This window comes from Streptomyces reniochalinae (assembly GCF_003323735.1).
Classification (GTDB): Bacteria; Actinomycetota; Actinomycetes; order Streptomycetales; family Streptomycetaceae; genus Streptomyces; species Streptomyces reniochalinae.
This window is the reverse complement of sequence record NZ_QOIM01000046.1, coordinates 38,761-55,119: the sequence shown is the minus strand read 5'-3', so window position 1 is coordinate 55,119 and position 16,359 is coordinate 38,761. Positions and strand designations below refer to the sequence as shown.

Sequence of the window (16,359 nt, the reverse complement as noted above, 5' to 3'; positions counted from 1 at the left end):
CGAAGGTACCGCCCACCACCGACAGTCCCGACGGGAGCCGGCGGCGGCTACCAGCTCGACTTCTTGTACAGCTCCCACATCCGCATGATCACCGAGGAGTCGATCGCCCATTCGACGCCCGCGACGTCCTTTTCCGAGGCGATGTAGACCTTGCCCTGCCACAGCGGCAGCAGCCGCACGTCCTGGGCCATCAGCTTCTGGGCCTTCGCGAAGGCCTGCCCGGCCGCTCCCCGGTCGCTCTGCTTGCGCGAGGACGGCAGCAGCTCCTCGGTCAGCTCCCGGTTCCGGTAGGGGGTGCCCATCGCGTTGTCCTCGCCGACGAAGGGCGTGATGTAGTTGTCCGCGTCCGGGAAGTCGGCCGACCAGCCGCGGCCGAAGACCGGGTAGTCGCCCTTGAGGTAGCCCTTCTGGAAGTCGTCCCAGGCGCGCGACTTGACCGTGATGTCGAAGAGCCCCGAGTCCTCCAGCTGCTGTTCCAGCTCCGCGAACTCGCGCTGGGTGGAGTCCCCGTACCGGTCCTCGGCGTACCACAGGGTCAGGCTGACCTTGTCGGTGATGCCCGCGTCGCGGAGGGTGTGGCGGGCCTTCTTCTCGTCAGGGCGCCCGTAGCGGTCGAGAAAGGCGTTGGTGTGCCCGGTGACACCGGTGGGGACCATGGAGTACAGCGGGTCGGCGGTCCTGTCGTAGACGTCACGCACCAGTTCGGTGCGGTCGACGAGCTGGGCGATGGCGCGGCGCACCGCCGGCTTGGCGGCCTGCCCGTCCTCCGGGTTGAAGACCAGGAAGTGCACCTCGGAGCCGGTCATCTCGCTCAGGTCGACGGAGTTGTCGCCGGAGGAGCCCGCCTCCTGGAACGCGGAGACCTGCCCGGGGGTCAGGCCGCGGTAGGTGAGGTCTATTCGCCCGGCTTTCAGGTCGCTGACCATCCGCCCCGAGCGCGAGTAGTACCGGATGGTGACGGAGTCGTTGCGCAGTTTCGCCGGGCCCTTGTAGTCGGGGTTCTTGACCAGTTCGGCCCGCTTGCCCGGCTGGTAGCTCTCCAGTGTGTATGGGCCCGACCCGGTGGCCGTGTCACCGGGGTGCAGGCTGGCGGTGGGGTACTCGTCGGGGTCGACGAGGGAGGTGGCGGGGGTGGAGAGGATGAACGGGAAGGTGGCGTCCGACTTCTTCAGGTGGAAGGCCACTGTCCGGTCGCCCTTCGTGACGACCTCGTCCAGGTTGGCCAGCAGCGCCGAGGGGCCCGAAGGGGACTCGATGGACGTGGTGCGGTCGAAGGAGTGCTTGACCGCTTCGGCGTCCAGCGGCTTGCCGCTGGAGAAGGTGAGCCCCTTGCGCAGCACGCAGCGGTAGACCTTGCTGGCCGCGTCGGTGAAGCCGCACCTTTTGGCGGCGTCGGGCTCGGGCGAGGTGCCGGAGTTCGGGACGGTCATCAGCGTCTGGTAGATGTTCCTGTACAGCTCCCAGGAGCCGTCCCAGGCGGCGGCCGGATCCAGGGAGCTGGGAGCGCTGGTGGTACCGACCACGATGCTGTGTTCCTCTTCCCCGCCGCCGGGCAGCGCACTGCACCCGGTCACCAGTGCGAGGGGGAGGATGGTAGCTGCGGCTCTCAGCAGCGCGTTCCGGTCGAACAACGTGCGCTCCTCAGTCGGCGGTGCCTGTCTGGCTGGTGCGGTGCCCAGGACCGCGCCGCGCCAGGGCGCTGTCCAAGACGGAGAAAGCGCCATGACATTACCCCAGTCACAGCCGTATCGGAGCCCTAAAGAGCGTCCGGGCACCGGTACTTGAGGTTCCGGCACCCGGACGGCTCGGCAACGCCGGCTACTCGACGCCGGCGTTGAGGAACAGCCCCCCGTCCACGGTCAGCGTCTGACCGGTGATCCAGCCCGCCTCGGAGGAGGTCAGGAACGCGACGGCGCCCGCCACGTCCTCGGGAGCGCCCAGCCGCCCCATCGGGTAGCGGGCCGCCGCCTGCTCCTCGCGGCCGTCGAACAGGGCGACGGCGAACCTGGTCTTCACCACGGCGGGCGCGACCGTGTTGACCCGGGCTCTGGGCGCGAACTCGTGCGCGAGCTGGAGGGTCAGGTTGACCATCGCGGCCTTGCTCATGCCGTAGGCGCCGATGAACGGGGAGGCCGAGGTTCCGGCGATGGAGGCGATGTTGACGATGCTGCCGCCGTGCTCGCTCTGCCAGGCCGCCCAGGTGCGCTGCGCGAAGCCGAGCGCCGAGATCACGTTCGTCTCGAACACCTTGCGCGCGACGTTCAGGTCCAGCTCGGCCATCGGCCCGAACACCGGGTTGGTGCCCGCGTTGTTGACCAGGTGATCGATGCGCCCGTAGGTCTCCATCACCCGCTCGACGGCGGCCGCCTGGTGTTCGAGGTCGTGCGCCTTGCCCGCGACACCCATCGCCCGGTCGGAGCCGAGCCGCTCGACCGCCTCCCCCAGCGCGTCCTCGTTGCGCCCGGTGATGCACACCCGGTCACCGCGCGCCACCAGTGCCTCGGCGATGCCGTAGCCGATGCCGCGGCTGCCGCCGGTGATGAGGGCGACCTTCCCGCTGTCGGGGCGCCCGCCTGTCTGCTGTGTCATCTCGCTGTTCCCGCCTCTTGTCGCTTCTCGTCCGCCGTCAGTCGAGCGGCCCGCCGGCGATGTACAGCACCTGGCCCGAGACGAACCCGGCCTTCTCGTCGGCGAAGAAGGCGACCGCGTTGGCGATGTCCGCGGGCTCGCCCACGCGCTGGACGGGGATCTGGGTGGCGGCCGCAGCCTTGAAGTCGTCGAAGCCCATGCCGACGCGCTCGGCGGTGGCCGCCGTCATGTCGGTGGCGATGAAGCCGGGGGCCACCGCGTTGGCGGTGATGCCGAACTTGCCCAGCTCCTTGGCGAGCGTCTTGGTGAACCCCTGCATGCCTGCCTTGGCCGCCGAGTAGTTGACCTGGCCGCGGTTGCCGAGCGCCGAGGAGGAGGACAGGTTGACGACACGGCCGAAACCGGCGTCCACCATGTGCTTCTGGCAGGCGCGGGACATCAGGAAGGCACCGCGCAGATGCACGTTCATGACCGTGTCCCAGTCGTCGTCGCTCATTTTGAAGAGCAGGTTGTCGCGCAGCACCCCGGCGTTGTTCACCAGGACGACGGGCGCCCCCAGCTCGTCGTTGACGCGCGCGACGGCGGCCTCGACCTGGGCCGAGTCGGAGACGTCGCAGCCGACGGCGACCGCCTTGCCGCCCCGCGCCGTGATCTCCTCGACGGTCTGTGCGCAGGCGCCCGCGTCGAGGTCGAGGACGGCGACGGCGTGCCCCTCGGCCGCCAGGCGGACGGCGGTGGCCGCGCCGATCCCCCGGGCTGCGCCCGTGACGATGGCGACTCGCTGCTCGGTGCTGGACATGCTGGTCTCTCCTCGGCCTGAGTGGATGAGCTGGGTGAGCAACCGCTTAGTACCTACGGCAGACGTGACGCTATGAGGCGGGCACCGCCCTGTCAACGCCGGGCCCCGGGGCCGCCGGGAGCGCCTCGGCCGCCCCGGCCGCGGCTCACCGCACCAGCAGGTCCAGCAGACGCTCGCTCTCGCCCCGCGGGTCGGCCGTCAGCCCCGTGTGCACGGGGCCCGGCTGCACGACGGTGCTGCGCGGCGCCACCAGCCACCGGAAGCGCCGCCCCGCGTCGTCCCCGGCCGCCTGCCCGGCCCGTGCGCCCCCGTCGCACACGCCCTCCACGGCGTGCAGCGCGGCTCGCACCCCCCGGACGTCGGCGCACGGATCGAGGGCGAACAACCGGTCCTCGTCGAGATGGGTGCGTGCGGCGAGGAAGGAGCGTGCCCGGCAGTAGACGAGAAGGCCCGCGTTGATGAACTCGCCGCGCTCGATGTGGGGAACGACACGCAGCAGCGCGTACTCGAACACGTCGAGGTCACCGCGCGCCCCCGCCCGGGTCCCCGGTGTCGTCGTGCGTGTCACTTGGCCTCGCCGTCCTTCCCGGTCAGCCACCCCGGCGCCTGGGAGGGCCGGTCCTCGCTCGGCTCGCCGACCGTGATCCGCTCATGGATCGTACGGGCGCGCGCCGCCAGTACCCGGACGTACGCGGCGCGTACCTCGTCCGGGTTCGCGAAACCGGGTTCGTCCTCCAGCCACACGTCGGGAACTTCCGCGGCGCACTCGGCCAGCAGTTCGGCCGTGACCCGCGGCGCGAGCTCGGCGGCCGCCTCCTCGACGAGCGGTCCTGCCGAGGCCAGCGCGTGGTCGGAGGCGTCGTAGGAGCGGTCGGCGGCGGCCTGCGCGGTGGGCCAGTTGTGGTGGAAGATCAGCGTGGCTCCGTGGTCGATCAGCCACAGGCCGTCGTGCCACACCAGCATGTTGGGGTTGCGCCAGGAGCGGTCGACGTTGTTCACCAGCGCGTCGAACCACACCACGCGGCCGGCCTCCGCGGGGTCGGCCCGGTAGGCGAGCGGGTCGAAGCCGAGTGAGCCCGGCAGGAAGTCCATGCCCAGGTTGAGCCCGCCGCTCGCCTTCAGCAGCTCCTGCACCTCCTCGTCGGGCTCCGAGAGCCCGATCACCGGGTCGAGCCAGATGCCCACCAGATCGGGCACGCGGAGCCCGAGCCGCCGGGCCAGCCCTCCGCACAGCACCTCGGCCACCAGCGTCTTGCGGCCCTGCCCCGCTCCGGTGAACTTCATGACGTAGGTCCCCAGGTCGTCGGCCTCGACGAGCCCGGGGAGGGAGCCACCCTCCCGCAAGGGTGTGACATAGCGGGTGGCTGTGACTTCTGGAAGCATTCCATCAGGCTAAGCGACGTTCCGGCCGGCCCTTGCTCTGCTCTCGTCACAGCGCCCATGCCGGCGGCGCGGGAGCACGGATTGACTTTCCGGCACGCTCCGCCGTGTGGCGGTGCACCGGCGCGCAGGTGTCCGTCTACCCCGCACGTGTCGGCTGTACCTGGTGGGTGCCGTGGCTCAACGACCTCCCCGGCCGTCCCCTGTTCACGCTGTTCGTCGACGGCGTCGGCATCGCCGAGGTGGACGACCCGGCGAGCCAGGCCCCGGCTGGAACCTCGACACCGCCTGCCGGCCCCCGCTGGACGCCGGGAGCGCGAAAAGGTTTCCGCGCTCATGCGGGGACGCGGGCCTACGGTGGTGAGACCGGCCGGCCTTGTGACGTCGTCTGGTGCAGTTGCGGCCTGCTGGCGGATTCGGAGTAGGAGCGACCGGGCCAACACCAACGGCCGACCACGGACGGACCGACCGGTCACACGCCGCAGACGCTCCGGTTGGGGAGAGGACGGCACACGAGATGGCTGACGCATCGGCTGAGCAGGGCTTTGGGCAGCGGCGGGAGCAGACCGTCGGCCCCGCAGCGCAGAGCGGTGGTGCGGCGTGGCTGCGGCAGGAGCTTCTGGAGATTTCCGCAGCCCTGTACCCGGAGCGCCGACCGGTGGTGGTGCGGGAGTGGAGCGACACGGTACGGCTTGGTGCTCCCCGGCCCGTCGGCCGACGTCATGTGCTGCTGGTCGCCGCCGGCGGGGACGACAAGAAGGCCGTGCTCACCGACCATGTGCCCGCGAACGCCTCGACAGCGCAGACGCCCAGGGTGTGGTCCGTGGCCTTCAGCCGTGACGGGGCGACCCTCGCCTGTGGCCACTCGTTCTACGGCCGCATCACGTTGTGGGACACCACCTCCCACCGGAAGATCGCCACCCTTGAGGACCCCGACGACCGCGACGGGGTGCGAAGTGTCGCCTTCGCACGCGACGGCCGGACTCTCCTCTCCGTCACACAGAGCTCGGGGCGCCTTCGCTTCTGGAACCTCTCTGACCGCACTCTGACCAGCAGCATCACCGACGGCCTGCTGACCCCGTACAACATCGCCCTCAGCCCGGACGGCAACCTGGTCGCCGCCGCGTCCGGGACCACAGCCAAAGTGTGGGACACGACCACTCGTAAGAGGAAAGGCACGTTCACCACCGCAAGGGACGACAAGCTCTTCACGCTCGCGTTCGGCCCGGACAACAAGGCTTTGGTCGCCGTGAGCGCGGATACCGAGAAGCCCCACAGCAACGCAGGCCGCCGCATCCATGTCTGGGATGTAGCCACCCGGAAACGGACTCACGAGTTCCGCGATGTCATCACCGACTCCGACTCCGTCAGCATCGCCCTCAGCCCGGACGGCAAGACACTGGTCAACGTCCGTGACGAGAACGTGTGCTCCTGGAAGCTCCCGAAGCTCGCCTGAGACCTGCCCTCACGGTGAGCACCGGAAGCAAGGGTCAAGAGACATAGTCAGCGGCTGCGCCGGTCGCCGACGAGGATGACGAGGACGGCGGCGGTGATGCGCTCCGTCGTGGGAAGCGGGCGGGAAGTTCAGGCCGGGCGGAGCGGTTCTGGCTGGGGCGGACTCCCGGGCGGAGCGGAGTGCGCTCGTCAGGGCAGCGGATTCTCCCCCAGCGGTGATCATGGTGGACCGCTGGTCCGGACCACCACCTCAGCGGCCCACCACGGATGAGCGTGCTCGTTGCGGGACCCGGAGCCGTTGCCCACCTGCCGTACGAGAGCATGGGCGTGGATACCCGGCGAGCGGGCCCGGAAGGGGGTAGGCAGGTGGCCGCGCAAGTGTGGGCTTCGGTCCTGTCGCTGGTGGGTGTGGTGCTCGGCAGCGGGCTCACGGCGTTGGCCCACCACGCCACCCAACGTTCCGCCGAACGTACGGAGGAGCGCAAGCAGTTCGCCGCCACCGCCGAGGCGCGCCGAGCGGAGCGCCTCGGGGCGATCAAGGACTTCCTGGCGTGTGCTCAGGAGGCCGAGGCAGCCGCGTATCGCCGCCCCGAGCCGTGGGGCGGTGACGAAGAGGGGTGGATGAGCCAGGCAGGGGCCACGATGACCGCGCTGTGGCAGGCGGAACGCGTGCTGGCGCTGTTGTGCGGGGAAGCGTTGGAGGGGCCCGGTCAGGCCTATGCGCGCGCCCTCAACCAGGCCGTGTGGCGCGACATCGGTGACGTCGAGGTGAACGAGCACCTGGAGACGCAGAAGGCGGTGTTCATGACCGCGGCCCGCACGATCACGGCCTCGTACTGAACCGCGGGGCGAGGAGGCGTTCGCACACCTCACGTGATGCCAGGCCGCTACGGCATACGGGACGACCTTGCCTCGCCACGGACGACGTGCACACGCGCCTGCCGCGGGTGCCGGCGACGAGTTCCTCATCCAGCGCCTCGGGGGCGTCCAGGGTGTTCAGCGCTTCCAGCCAGTGGTCGGCCTCCGGCATCTCGCCACGGCCGAGGTGGTGGAGGTGGAGGCACAGCGCGGCGGTGCCCTTGCCGGCGCCGGCGGCGAACCGCCATCAGAACTGGGCGCTCTCGTGGTGCTTGGCCTGGTAGAGCAGACAGGCGAAGAGGTGCGCGCCGTCCACGTCGATCTCCGCGAGGTCACGGACACGTACCAGGAGCACCCAGCCGTCCTCGATGCCGGAGCTGTTCTTCCTCTCGCCGATGGCTTCGGCGAGACGCTCCAGATGTGCGACGGCGCCTGGCTGCTCCAGTCCCCAGCTCACCACGACGGCCAACTGCCGGCCGGCCGCGGCGGGCAGATCGCGCGGCGGGGCGGGGCAGCAGACGTCCTCGGCCAGCCGGCGCGGGACCGTCCGACCTGGGGCCCCGTCACCGTCGCCCTCAGCCCCTGGACGGTGTCCTGACGCCGAGGCGAGGAGTCCGAGCCGGCTCCACCGCTCCCCGGGGCGGGCGGACCGGAGCTTGACACCCCCTCCTGCTCATCGCGACACCGCGGTTGACCACGATGCTGCTTGCCACCCCTTCGAGGGGTTGTCCGGGAATGCCAGGGCCTGTGGGGTGAGGTGCTTCGTGTTCGTCTCCTGACGCCCCCACGGCAGGAAACGGACACGCGGACGACCACGGCGGGCACGGCATCGGCACACGACCGTCCCCGCAGGCGTGCCGGTGAGTGCCGGCCGCGCTGCGCAAGGCCGGTGACCGGGTGCCCGGGCGGGGGCCGTCACTTCCCGGCCTGGGGCCGTCACTTCCCGCCGGGCGCACCTGGTTCTCCACCGGAAGCCGGTGTCCTACTCGTTGGGGTCGGCTCCGCTGATACGGCTCAGGGCGGAGTCGGGGTCGCGCTCGAGGGCCAGGTCGCCCAGGGACACCATCCCTACCGGTTCTCCGTCCGCGACCACCGGCAGCCGGCGTACGGCAGCTCCTCGCATCAGCGCCACAGCGCCCTCGACCGTGTCCTCCGGAGCGACCGTCAGCAGATGCTCGCTGCACGCTTCCCGCACGGGCCGGTCGGTGACCGGGCCACCGTCGGCCAGGATGCGCACGACCAGATCCCGGTCGGTGACCAAGCCGCACAACTGGCCGTCCTCGACGACAAGGACCACCCCGATCTTCTCGCTGCGCATCAACCTGGCCACATCCACCACCAACGCGTCCGGCGCGACACGCACGGGACCTGGCGTCATGACTTCTCGGACCTGCTGGGGCATCTTCCGTCTCCTCTTGGCGCACGCGTCGGACGGGCACGAGGCCGCTGCCGCGCCGAGACCGGTGACCGTCGCCCGCAGCGGGAGCCACCCCGGCCTTGCGCGTACCGGACCCGGCCGGGGCAGACACCAGTCTCGGCCGCCACACCCACGGCCTCGGCACAGGCACACCCGCGTCAGCCGACCGCCCCACCCGGACGGACCGGGTACGCGCCTGGCGACCGGCTTGCGAACGGGTGGCCGGCCCTCGCACGTGGCAATGCGCTGCCGGGCCCAACGCACTACACCGCCGTCCGCACATCAGGTGCGGTCTTCCCGCCTCGCTCCTCCTGCTCACCCGGCAGTTTCGGGAGGGACTCGTCTCGATCGCCTCGGGGCGTGCCCGGACGGGACCGCCTTCGGTGACGCCGCAGCGCAGCCGCGCGCCGACTGCCGACTGCCGACTGCCGACCACCAGAGTCGTGCCTCGGCGCCGGAGCCGCGCCTCCACTGCGTCCGGCACCGGCTGTCGCAGCAGGGCGTCCGGCACGCGGCTGTCACAGCGGCTTCCCGGAGCGGCGGAGTGGAGCCGGCCGACGGTCCCGGTCCGGAGCTCAGCTGGAGGACAGCGGGTATCCGTGCAGGATCTGCTGGATGTGGAGGACGTCGCGGGGGACGAACTCGGCGACGGTCGTGGCGACGACGTCAGTGGCGCGCTGGACGTCCTGGGCGATCCGGTTGGCTTCGGCGCCGGTGAGGCCGTCGGGAATCCGGCCCAGGCCGAGGCTTCCCTCGTTGCTGTCGATCGCATCGACATCGAAGTGGAGTGCGACGCGGGAGCAGCCGGTGGAGGCGATCCAGTCGAGCAGCGGCTGGGTGGAGCCGCGCAGCTGGTCGGGGCTGAAGGCGGTCAGGCCCCATTCTTCGACGTGCTGGTAGGCGTCGTCGGTCCAGTCGTGCAGGCCGACGAGGGCGACGCGGCCTGCGGGGACGGTGGCCGGGAGGAGCTCGGTCATCTCCGGGTCGCCGTGGCCGGTGATCATGGAGACGGCCATGGCGTGGTAGCCGTCATAGTCGGTGTCGCCGGTGTCGAGGTCGGGGTGGGAGTCGATCCAGACGACTGCCAGGTCGTCGCCGTAGCGCTCGGCCAGGCTGGTGAAGGGGGCGACGCTGACGGTGCAGGTGCCGCCGAGAGTGGTGATGCGGGCGGGGGCCTGTTCTTTGATGATCTTCAGGGCGTCGGCGAGCTGCCGAGTGAGGACGGTCTTGGACTCGATGCCGTCGCGCAGTTCGGTGCCGGCGTCGTCCATCGGGACGGGCACGGTGGCGGTGGGGCCGTCGTGCGGGGGCAGCACGGCTTGCAGGACCCGGGTGCCGACGGCGTAGCCGCGGCGGGCGGTGCCGAGCGGGAACTCGGGGACGAGGTCTTCGACCATGCCGGCGGCGGCGCCCTGCCATTCGGGCCAGAGCAGACGCAGGTGCGAGCCGGACGGCGTGGAGGTGCTGTCAGGGGTGGTGGACATCAGAGGCGGGTTCCTTTCCGCGAGGGTCTCACCACAGAGGGACTCGGGCACCATGATGCACAGCTCGCCGACGAGTTCGTTGAGCTGCGGGTCGCCCGGATGGGTGCCGGAGGTCAGGCGGGGGCGGCGACGTGGCCCCGGCCGACTTCGCCCCGGTCGGACGCGGCGGCCCCGCCTGGTGACGTACTCACTGGTTCTCCTCGACGACGCTCTTGAGCACGCTCGTCGCCCCCATGCCGTTGGGCCAGCCGGAGTAGAACGCCAAGTGCAGCAGGGCCTCCCGCAGCTCCTGGTCGGTGACGCCGTTCTGGCGGGCGAAGCCGAGGTGGAACCGCAGCTGGTCCGTCTTCCCGAGCGCGGTCAACGCGGAGACGGTGATGAGGCTGCGGTCGCGCTTGGACAGGCCCTCGCGCTCCCAGACCTCGTCGAAGAGCACCCTGTCGGTGTAATGGACCATCCCCGGGGCGAAGTCTCCGAAGGCGTTCTTCCCGCCGGTCCAGCCGGTGCTCGTGTTCTCAGCCATGATCTCTCCCTACCTGCGGCGACGTCCGTCCACCGATTTTCGAAGGCGTCATGCCAAGGACATCGCCAGACATGCCGGGCGAGGGAGTTCCCGCTGAAGGACGTACTGGCAGGGCATCCCTCCCCGGGGCTTCGCGCCTTAGCGTAAAAGGCATGGACGCCAGGAACGAAGCACCGGAGTTCCTCATGTCCCGTCGAGCGAACCTCACTCCCGAGCAGGCCGGACTGACGGTCTCCAGGCACAGGAGCGTGGCGGGCCCGCGCCGCGGCGAGGTGGCGATGCTCGCGGACGTGAGCCCGGAGTACTACGCCACGACCGAGCGCGGCCACCTGACCTGGTCGGCGTCTCCGACGCCGGCCTCGGGCCGGTCGCCCGGGCGCTGCTTCTGGGCGGCACACCTGGCACACGGCCTGCCTCAAACGCTCAGCAGCCCGCTCAGCCTCGCGGCTGGACCCGACACGCCGCTGCCGCGCCCACACGCGCGCCCGGCGGGACGCGCTGAAACAGAAGGAAAGAACGACATGGCTGTCAACGGATTCGAGCAGATCTTCCCGCTCGGGGAGAAGAACAACGCCTACGCGCGGTACTTCGTCGGCCAGAGCTACCTGGCGCCGCTCACCTCGGGGAGCGTGCCCGTCAGCAATGTCTCCTTCGAGCCCGGATGCCGCAACAACTGGCACATCCACCACGGCACGGGCGGCGGCGGTGACCAGGTCCTGCTGTGCACGGCGGGCAGCGGCTGGTACCAGGCCGAGGGCGAGGACCCGGTCAGCATGGAGCCGGGAACGGTGATCCGTGTCCCGGCGGGCACGAAGCACTGGCACGGCGCGAAGGCGGACTCGTGGTTCTCCCACCTCGCCTTCATCACCCCTGGCGACGACGTCAGCAACGAATGGCTCGAGCCCGTCACCGACGAGGTGTACGGCGAGCTGCCGAGGAACGGAGCAAGCGCGTGACCATCCTGGACGAGACCTACACGTTGTCCAACGGCGTCGACATCCCCAAGCTGGGGCTCGGCACCTGGTTCATCGACGACGACCAAGTGGCTGAGGCGGTCCGCGCGGCCGTGGAGATCGGCTACCGCAACATCGACACCGCCCAGGCCTACGGCAACGAGCGCGGCGTCGGCGAGGGCGTGCGCACCGCCGGCGTGCCCCGCGACGAGCTGTTCGTCTCTACCAAGCTCGCTGCGGAGATCAAGGACCACGGCCAGGCGGTCGACGCGATCGACGGCTCACTGGCCAAACTCGGGATCGACTACATCGACCTGATGCTCATCCACAGCCCACAGCCGTGGGACGACTTCCGCGGCGGCGACTACGCCGAGGGCAACCGCGACGCATGGCGCGCGCTGGAAGAGGCGCACCAGGCCGGGAAGATCCGCTCCATCGGGGTGTCCAACTTCCAGCAGCGGGACCTGGAGAACATCGTGCGGGGCACGACCGTCGCGCCGCACGTGAACCAGCTGCTCGTCCACGCCGGCAACACCCCCTCCGAGCTCCTGGACTACTGCGAGGGCAAGCAGATCCTCGTCGAGGCGTACTCGCCGATCGCACACGGAGCGATCCTGCGGAACGCCGAGGTCCAGGCGATGGCGGAGAAGTACGGCGTGTCCGTCCCGCAGCTGTGCATCCGCTACACCCTGCAGCTGGACACGGTGTCGCTGCCCAAGACGGCGAACCCCGAGCACATGCGCTCCAACGCCGAGGTCGACTTCGAGATCTCCGGCGCTGACATGGACACCCTGCGGGGTTTGCGCGCTGTGGACTACGGCGAACACAGCGCGTTCCCCGTCTACAGCGGCAAGTGAGACCGGACGAGCGCTGGAGTGGCACCACACGAGCGCTGGTCGGAGACGGACGACCGTCCCGGCCGGGCGATGCGTCTCTCCATCGAAGCCGCTCCTGACCCTGGCCTGGGTGAACGCTCAAGCCACTCCCTGAGGGAGCACGCGTGACCACCACCCACGACTCCACCGCCAGGTCGCCTTGGTCACCGGCTCTTTCCCCGGCATGGGCCTGGCCATGGACCGTGCCTTCGCCGCACGGGCCGACGACGCCCTGGTGGTCGTCGTGACGGCCGGGCAGCCGCCCGCGCGTCGCCTCGGGTTCTCGACGGCGTGCGGCTGCCCGGTGTCGGGGGTCAGCTGCCGCAGGAACAACCAGCGGCATCCCGGGCGGGCTCCGCAGCCGTGGCCTCGCTGCCGCGGCAGGCCTCGCCGGCCAGGGCGGGGCCCTTGCCCATCTGGTCGGCGTCGGCCTTGACGACGTAGACCTCCCAGGGCTCCTTGCCTGGGCCGGTCACCCAGACCTTGTCCTGTAGGGCGTAGCAGCAGGAGGTGTCGTTCTCCTCGAAGGTCGCCAGGCCCGCGCCCTTGAGGCGATCGGTGGCCGCGGTGACCTGCCTGGTGGAGTCGACCTCGACACCGAGGTGATCCAGCCGGGTCTCCTGACCCGCCTCGCCCTCGATCAGGACGAGCTTCAGCGCCGGCTCGGCGATGGAGAAGTTCGCGTAACCGGGGCGGCGCTTGGCCGGCTCGACGCCGAAGAGCTTGGAGTAGAACTCCACGGACGCCTCCAGGTCGGCGACGTTGAGGGCGAGTTGCACACGGGACATGACGTCCTCCCGATCTCGTTGCATCGATGACTTTCGATGCGAGCCAGCTTGCTTCCTGGATCGACGTTCGTCAACATAGAAGTATGTCGAAACACGAGCGCGACGCGTCCGGCCGGACCGGAGCCTGCTGCCCGGGGCTGCTGACCGCCCCGCTGGACGAGGGCCAGGCCACCGAACTGGCGAAGGTGTTCAAGGCCCTGGGAGATCCGGTGCGGCTGCGGCTGCTGTCGATGATCGCCTCCCGAGCCGGCGGCGGGGTGTGCGTGTGCGACCTAACCCCGGCCTTCGACCTGGCCCAGCCGACCATCTCCCACCACCTCAAGCTGCTGCGACAGGCCGGGCTCATCGACTGCGAACGCCGCGGGACCTGGGTGTACTACTGGCTGCTGCCCGAGATGACCGACCGGCTCGCCGCCATCCTCGCCCGCCCGGCCGGGCAGCCGCTGCCCGAACCCACCGGACATGCCGGGGCCGCCTCATGACCGCCGAGCCAACGCCCACCGCCGCACCGGTGGCGGCCCGCCTGTCGTTCCTGGACCGCCTCTTGGCCGTGTGGATCCTGCTGGCCATGGGCCTCGGCCTGGGCCTCGGCCGCCTCGTCCCCGGTCTCGGGGACGCGCTGGCCAAGGTCAGCGTCACCGGCGTCTCCCTGCCGATCGCGCTGGGCCTGCTGGTGATGATGTACCCGGTCCTGGCCAAGGTCCGCTACGACCGCCTGGACAGCGTCACCCGCGACCGCCGCCTGCTGGTCCCCTCCCTGGCGGTCAACTGGCTCCTCGGACCGGCCGTCATGTTCGCGCTGGCCTGGATCTTCCTGCCGGATCTGCCGGAGTACCGGACCGGCCTGATCATCGTCGGGCTGGCACGCTGCATCGCCATGGTCGTCCTCTGGAACGACCTGGCCGGCGGCGACCGCGAGGCCGCCGCCGTCCTGGTCGCCCTGAACTCGGCGTTCCAGGTGCTCGCGTTCTCCGCGCTGGGCTGGTTCTATCTCCGGGTGCTGCCCGGCTGGCTGGGCCTGGAGCAGACGACGCTGGACATCTCGGTGTGGGAGATCGCCCGCAGCGTGCTGCTCTTCCTCGGCATCCCGCTCGTCGCCGGGTTCGCGACCCGCCGGATCGGCGAGAAGGCCAAGGGACGCGCCTGGTACGAGACCGAGCTGATCCCCAGGATCGGCCCGTTCGCCCTGTACGGGCTGCTGTTCACCATCGTCGTCCTGTTCGCCCTCCAGGGGGACGCGATCACCTCCCGGCCCCTGGACGTCGCCAGAATCGCGCTGCCGCTGCTGGTGTACTTCGCCCTCGTGTGGGCCGGGTCCATGGCCCTGGGCAAGGCCGCGGGGCTGGACCATCCGCGGGCGACGACGCTGGCGTTCACCGCCGCGGGCAACAACTTCGAGCTGGCCATCGCGGTGGCCATCGCCACCTTCGGTGCGACGTCCGGGCAGGCGCTGGCCGGAGTGGTCGGCCCGCTCATCGAGGTGCCGGTGCTCATCGGCCTGGTCCACGTCGCTCTGGCCGCCCGCCGGTACTTTCCGGGATCCGAGCCCGTGCGGGCCCCTGCGGCTGCCGCCGAGGAGAAGGGTTCCGCTCACGTCTGACACCCCTGCCGAGCCGCCGGGGCTGTTCGTTCGTGTGCGTCCCTACGCCGGCCGTCATGAGAGGACCTGCATTCAGGTCGCCTCCGACGCCCACAGGGGCAAGCGCGGGTGGGTGGCAGCGTGAGCGTTCCGGAGGAGTTGAAGGCGCTGTGGCGGCTGTCCGCCGGTGGGGCCGGCGTAGCCGGTTCGGCTCGCACCGCGGCCCCGGCCCCTCAACAGCGGGGCCCGAACAGCTCAGGCCAGGCGCTCTTCCGCGAGCGGCCCCGCGAACTTAGCGTGCTGTACGCCACAGAGTGAACCTGACTTCGAAAGGTGAACATAAGTGCGCCTACTTCGGCACGTTTTGCTCTCTCTGCCCACAGCCGCCGTCGTCGCCCTCGCAACCGTCGGGCCCGCCTCCGCCCAGCCGGTGCCGGCGCAGGACGCCGGCTCGACCACCGCTTCCCGGGCCCTCACGGACGACGGCGCCCGGATCGACACCCACCGCGCCGCCGAGGACGTGGAGGAGTACTGGACGCCCGAACGCATGCGTGACGCCATACCGTTGACGCCTGACGACAGCGGCGCCGGGAGATCCTCGGGCACCGCGGAGCAGCCCAGCGGCCCGCCCGGGTCCACACCGGCCGCGCCTCCCTCAGGCGAGGTACGCACGAAGATCACCGAGACGTCCGTCGCCGGGAAGGTCTTCTTCACCAAGCCGAGTGACGGCAAGGACTACGTCTGCTCTGCGAGCGCCCTCAACAGCGATTCGAAGCAGATGGCGATCACCGCGGGGCACTGCGTACACGAGGGCAACGGCGGTGACTGGATGGAGAACTGGGCGTACGTTCCCCAGTACCGCAACGGCGACAAGCCCTATGGCACGTTCGTCGCCAAGCAGTTGCGCGCTTTCAACGGCTGGATCGACGACGGCGACCTGAACTGGGACGTCGCCATGGTGACGACCTGGCCGCAGGGCAGCGACAAGCTGGTCGACCGTACCGGCGGCAACGGGCTGAGCTGGAACTACTCGCGGGAGCAGGACATCACGATCAACGGCTACCCGGGCAACAAGGACAACGGCGAGGTCCAGTGGTACTGCGAGGGCCGGACCTCGGACTCGGACGGCAAGCTGGCGCTCGGCTGCGACTTCGGCGGCGGCTCCAGCGGCGGCCCGTGGATGCGCGTGTTCGACCAGTCCTCGGGGCTGGGCCAGACCAACGGGGTCATGAGCACCATCGACTCCGCCGGTGTGAACAGGAGCTCCTACTTCGGCGACAGCGTCAAGCAGATGTTCGACGACCAGGGCTCCGCCACCTGACGTCCACCTGATCGGTGTTCACCCCGCCGCACAGCCGCTAGCGTGGCGGGGTGAGCGCCGTTCCCGTACGGCTCCGCACTCGCCAAGGAGGTCGCCCATGAAGCGCTCCGGCATCCGCGTCCTCGTCGTCACCGCAGGCGCCGCCGCGGCTGTGGCCACCATCGTCGCACTCCGGCAGGACCCGTCCGAGTCCCCCGCCTCACCGCCCGAGCCCGGGGGTGGCACCTCGACCTCCGAGGTCCAGCAAGACCAGCATGACGTACAGGAACACTGGACCGACCGCCGCATGAAGGAGGCCGAACCGGCACCCATGCCGCACGAGGGGGACTGACTCCGGC

The 16,359-nt window shown here is 70.3% G+C and carries 19 protein-coding genes; 9 read left to right on the top strand and 10 right to left on the bottom strand.

All coding sequences use genetic code 11. The annotated features are described in order from the left end of the window. Positions 1 to 47 precede the first annotated feature (47 nt). The 5 genes from DQ392_RS30360 to DQ392_RS30340 all read right to left on the bottom strand — a co-directional run bounded on the left by DQ392_RS30360 (position 48) and on the right by DQ392_RS30340 (position 4,771). The gene (locus DQ392_RS30360) at positions 48 to 1,631 is read right to left on the bottom strand and encodes an ABC transporter substrate-binding protein (RefSeq protein WP_114018920.1); all 1,584 of its coding nucleotides are present in this window, start codon (positions 1,629 to 1,631) and stop codon (positions 48 to 50) included. Between the two features lie 187 nt (positions 1,632 to 1,818). Further along, positions 1,819 to 2,589, bottom strand: a complete 771-nt coding sequence (locus DQ392_RS30355) for an SDR family oxidoreductase (protein WP_114018919.1) — start codon at positions 2,587 to 2,589, stop codon at positions 1,819 to 1,821. 37 nt (positions 2,590 to 2,626) lie between these two features. Further along, a complete protein-coding gene (gene fabG / locus DQ392_RS30350) occupies positions 2,627 to 3,388 on the bottom strand; it encodes a 3-oxoacyl-ACP reductase FabG (protein ID WP_114018918.1) in 762 nt (253 codons plus the stop codon). A 145-nt stretch (positions 3,389 to 3,533) separates the two neighbouring features. Next, on the bottom strand, positions 3,534 to 3,956 hold the full coding sequence (locus DQ392_RS30345) for a DUF3037 domain-containing protein (protein WP_114018917.1): 423 nt from the start codon (positions 3,954 to 3,956) through the stop codon (positions 3,534 to 3,536). Continuing rightward, positions 3,953 to 4,771, bottom strand: a complete 819-nt coding sequence (locus tag DQ392_RS30340) for a HipA family kinase (RefSeq protein ID WP_114018916.1) — start codon at positions 4,769 to 4,771, stop codon at positions 3,953 to 3,955. Before DQ392_RS30340 ends, DQ392_RS30345 begins: the two co-directional genes overlap by 4 nt. 514 nt (positions 4,772 to 5,285) lie before the next feature. On the opposite strand from DQ392_RS30340, the gene DQ392_RS30330 reads away from it, so the two are divergent. Both DQ392_RS30330 and DQ392_RS30325 read left to right on the top strand, forming a co-directional pair. Beyond that, positions 5,286 to 6,224: a WD40 repeat domain-containing protein gene (locus DQ392_RS30330; RefSeq protein WP_114018914.1), complete on the top strand. Its 939-nt coding sequence runs from the start codon at positions 5,286 to 5,288 to the stop codon at positions 6,222 to 6,224. 365 nt (positions 6,225 to 6,589) lie between these two features. Then, complete coding sequence (locus DQ392_RS30325; RefSeq protein WP_114018913.1) at positions 6,590 to 7,063, top strand: hypothetical protein; 474 nt, start codon at positions 6,590 to 6,592, stop codon at positions 7,061 to 7,063. A 265-nt stretch (positions 7,064 to 7,328) separates the two neighbouring features. Here DQ392_RS30325 and DQ392_RS34665 read toward each other — a convergent pair whose 3' ends face one another. The 4 genes from DQ392_RS34665 to DQ392_RS30305 form a co-directional block, all read right to left on the bottom strand. Beyond that, positions 7,329 to 7,538 (bottom strand): hypothetical protein, encoded by a 210-nt coding sequence (locus DQ392_RS34665; RefSeq protein WP_181856639.1) that lies wholly within the window; start codon positions 7,536 to 7,538, stop codon positions 7,329 to 7,331. Between the two features lie 525 nt (positions 7,539 to 8,063). After that, entirely contained in the window at positions 8,064 to 8,483 is a 420-nt protein-coding gene (locus DQ392_RS30315) for a CBS domain-containing protein (protein WP_114018912.1), read from the bottom strand. A 590-nt stretch (positions 8,484 to 9,073) separates the two neighbouring features. Continuing rightward, positions 9,074 to 9,982 (bottom strand): arginase family protein, encoded by a 909-nt coding sequence (locus DQ392_RS30310; protein ID WP_114018911.1) that lies wholly within the window; start codon positions 9,980 to 9,982, stop codon positions 9,074 to 9,076. Between the two features lie 187 nt (positions 9,983 to 10,169). Continuing rightward, on the bottom strand, positions 10,170 to 10,505 hold the full coding sequence (locus DQ392_RS30305; RefSeq protein ID WP_114018910.1) for a carboxymuconolactone decarboxylase family protein: 336 nt from the start codon (positions 10,503 to 10,505) through the stop codon (positions 10,170 to 10,172). A 521-nt stretch (positions 10,506 to 11,026) separates the two neighbouring features. On the opposite strand from DQ392_RS30305, the gene DQ392_RS36040 reads away from it, so the two are divergent. Both DQ392_RS36040 and DQ392_RS30295 read left to right on the top strand, forming a co-directional pair. After that, positions 11,027 to 11,461: a cupin domain-containing protein gene (locus tag DQ392_RS36040; protein WP_114018975.1), complete on the top strand. Its 435-nt coding sequence runs from the start codon at positions 11,027 to 11,029 to the stop codon at positions 11,459 to 11,461. Then, positions 11,458 to 12,315 carry an aldo/keto reductase gene (locus DQ392_RS30295; RefSeq protein WP_114018909.1) on the top strand — a complete coding sequence of 286 codons (858 nt, stop codon included), beginning with the start codon at positions 11,458 to 11,460 and terminating at the stop codon, positions 12,313 to 12,315. The genes DQ392_RS36040 and DQ392_RS30295 overlap by 4 nt, the downstream gene beginning before the upstream one ends. A gap of 332 nt (positions 12,316 to 12,647) precedes the next feature. Here the strand turns inward: DQ392_RS30295 and DQ392_RS30290 are convergent, their stop codons facing one another. Next, the gene (locus tag DQ392_RS30290; RefSeq protein WP_114018908.1) at positions 12,648 to 13,121 is read right to left on the bottom strand and encodes an ArsI/CadI family heavy metal resistance metalloenzyme; all 474 of its coding nucleotides are present in this window, start codon (positions 13,119 to 13,121) and stop codon (positions 12,648 to 12,650) included. Positions 13,122 to 13,204: 83 nt separating this feature from the next. On the opposite strand from DQ392_RS30290, the gene DQ392_RS30285 reads away from it, so the two are divergent. From DQ392_RS30285 to DQ392_RS30270, 5 genes are all read left to right on the top strand, one after another. Next, entirely contained in the window at positions 13,205 to 13,603 is a 399-nt protein-coding gene (locus tag DQ392_RS30285; protein ID WP_114018907.1) for an ArsR/SmtB family transcription factor, read from the top strand. After that, the gene (gene arsB, locus DQ392_RS30280; RefSeq protein WP_114018906.1) at positions 13,600 to 14,721 is read left to right on the top strand and encodes an ACR3 family arsenite efflux transporter; all 1,122 of its coding nucleotides are present in this window, start codon (positions 13,600 to 13,602) and stop codon (positions 14,719 to 14,721) included. The genes DQ392_RS30285 and arsB overlap by 4 nt, the downstream gene beginning before the upstream one ends. 120 nt (positions 14,722 to 14,841) lie before the next feature. Next, complete coding sequence (locus DQ392_RS34660; RefSeq protein ID WP_181856638.1) at positions 14,842 to 15,018, top strand: hypothetical protein; 177 nt, start codon at positions 14,842 to 14,844, stop codon at positions 15,016 to 15,018. A 25-nt stretch (positions 15,019 to 15,043) separates the two neighbouring features. After that, the gene (locus DQ392_RS30275; RefSeq protein ID WP_114018905.1) at positions 15,044 to 16,021 is read left to right on the top strand and encodes a trypsin-like serine peptidase; all 978 of its coding nucleotides are present in this window, start codon (positions 15,044 to 15,046) and stop codon (positions 16,019 to 16,021) included. Positions 16,022 to 16,118: 97 nt separating this feature from the next. After that, complete coding sequence (locus DQ392_RS30270) at positions 16,119 to 16,352, top strand: hypothetical protein (RefSeq protein ID WP_114018904.1); 234 nt, start codon at positions 16,119 to 16,121, stop codon at positions 16,350 to 16,352. The last annotated feature ends 7 nt before the right edge of the window (positions 16,353 to 16,359 follow it).

Excerpts from the sequence above, each read along its gene's own strand:
- DQ392_RS30355 (WP_114018919.1), bottom strand. The coding sequence starts at position 2,589 with ATGACACAGCAGACAGGCGGGCGCCCCGACAGCGGGAAGGTCGCCCTC.
- fabG (WP_114018918.1), bottom strand. The coding sequence starts at position 3,388 with ATGTCCAGCACCGAGCAGCGAGTCGCCATCGTCACGGGCGCAGCCCGG.
- DQ392_RS30340 (WP_114018916.1), bottom strand. The coding sequence starts at position 4,771 with ATGCTTCCAGAAGTCACAGCCACCCGCTATGTCACACCCTTGCGGGAG.
- DQ392_RS30330 (WP_114018914.1), top strand. The coding sequence starts at position 5,286 with ATGGCTGACGCATCGGCTGAGCAGGGCTTTGGGCAGCGGCGGGAGCAG.
- DQ392_RS30315 (WP_114018912.1), bottom strand. The coding sequence starts at position 8,483 with ATGCCCCAGCAGGTCCGAGAAGTCATGACGCCAGGTCCCGTGCGTGTC.
- DQ392_RS30310 (WP_114018911.1), bottom strand. The coding sequence starts at position 9,982 with ATGTCCACCACCCCTGACAGCACCTCCACGCCGTCCGGCTCGCACCTG.
- DQ392_RS30305 (WP_114018910.1), bottom strand. The coding sequence starts at position 10,505 with ATGGCTGAGAACACGAGCACCGGCTGGACCGGCGGGAAGAACGCCTTC.
- DQ392_RS36040 (WP_114018975.1), top strand. The coding sequence starts at position 11,027 with ATGGCTGTCAACGGATTCGAGCAGATCTTCCCGCTCGGGGAGAAGAAC.
- DQ392_RS30290 (WP_114018908.1), bottom strand. The coding sequence starts at position 13,121 with ATGTCCCGTGTGCAACTCGCCCTCAACGTCGCCGACCTGGAGGCGTCC.
- DQ392_RS30285 (WP_114018907.1), top strand. The coding sequence starts at position 13,205 with ATGTCGAAACACGAGCGCGACGCGTCCGGCCGGACCGGAGCCTGCTGC.
- arsB (WP_114018906.1), top strand. The coding sequence starts at position 13,600 with ATGACCGCCGAGCCAACGCCCACCGCCGCACCGGTGGCGGCCCGCCTG.
- DQ392_RS30270 (WP_114018904.1), top strand. The coding sequence starts at position 16,119 with ATGAAGCGCTCCGGCATCCGCGTCCTCGTCGTCACCGCAGGCGCCGCC.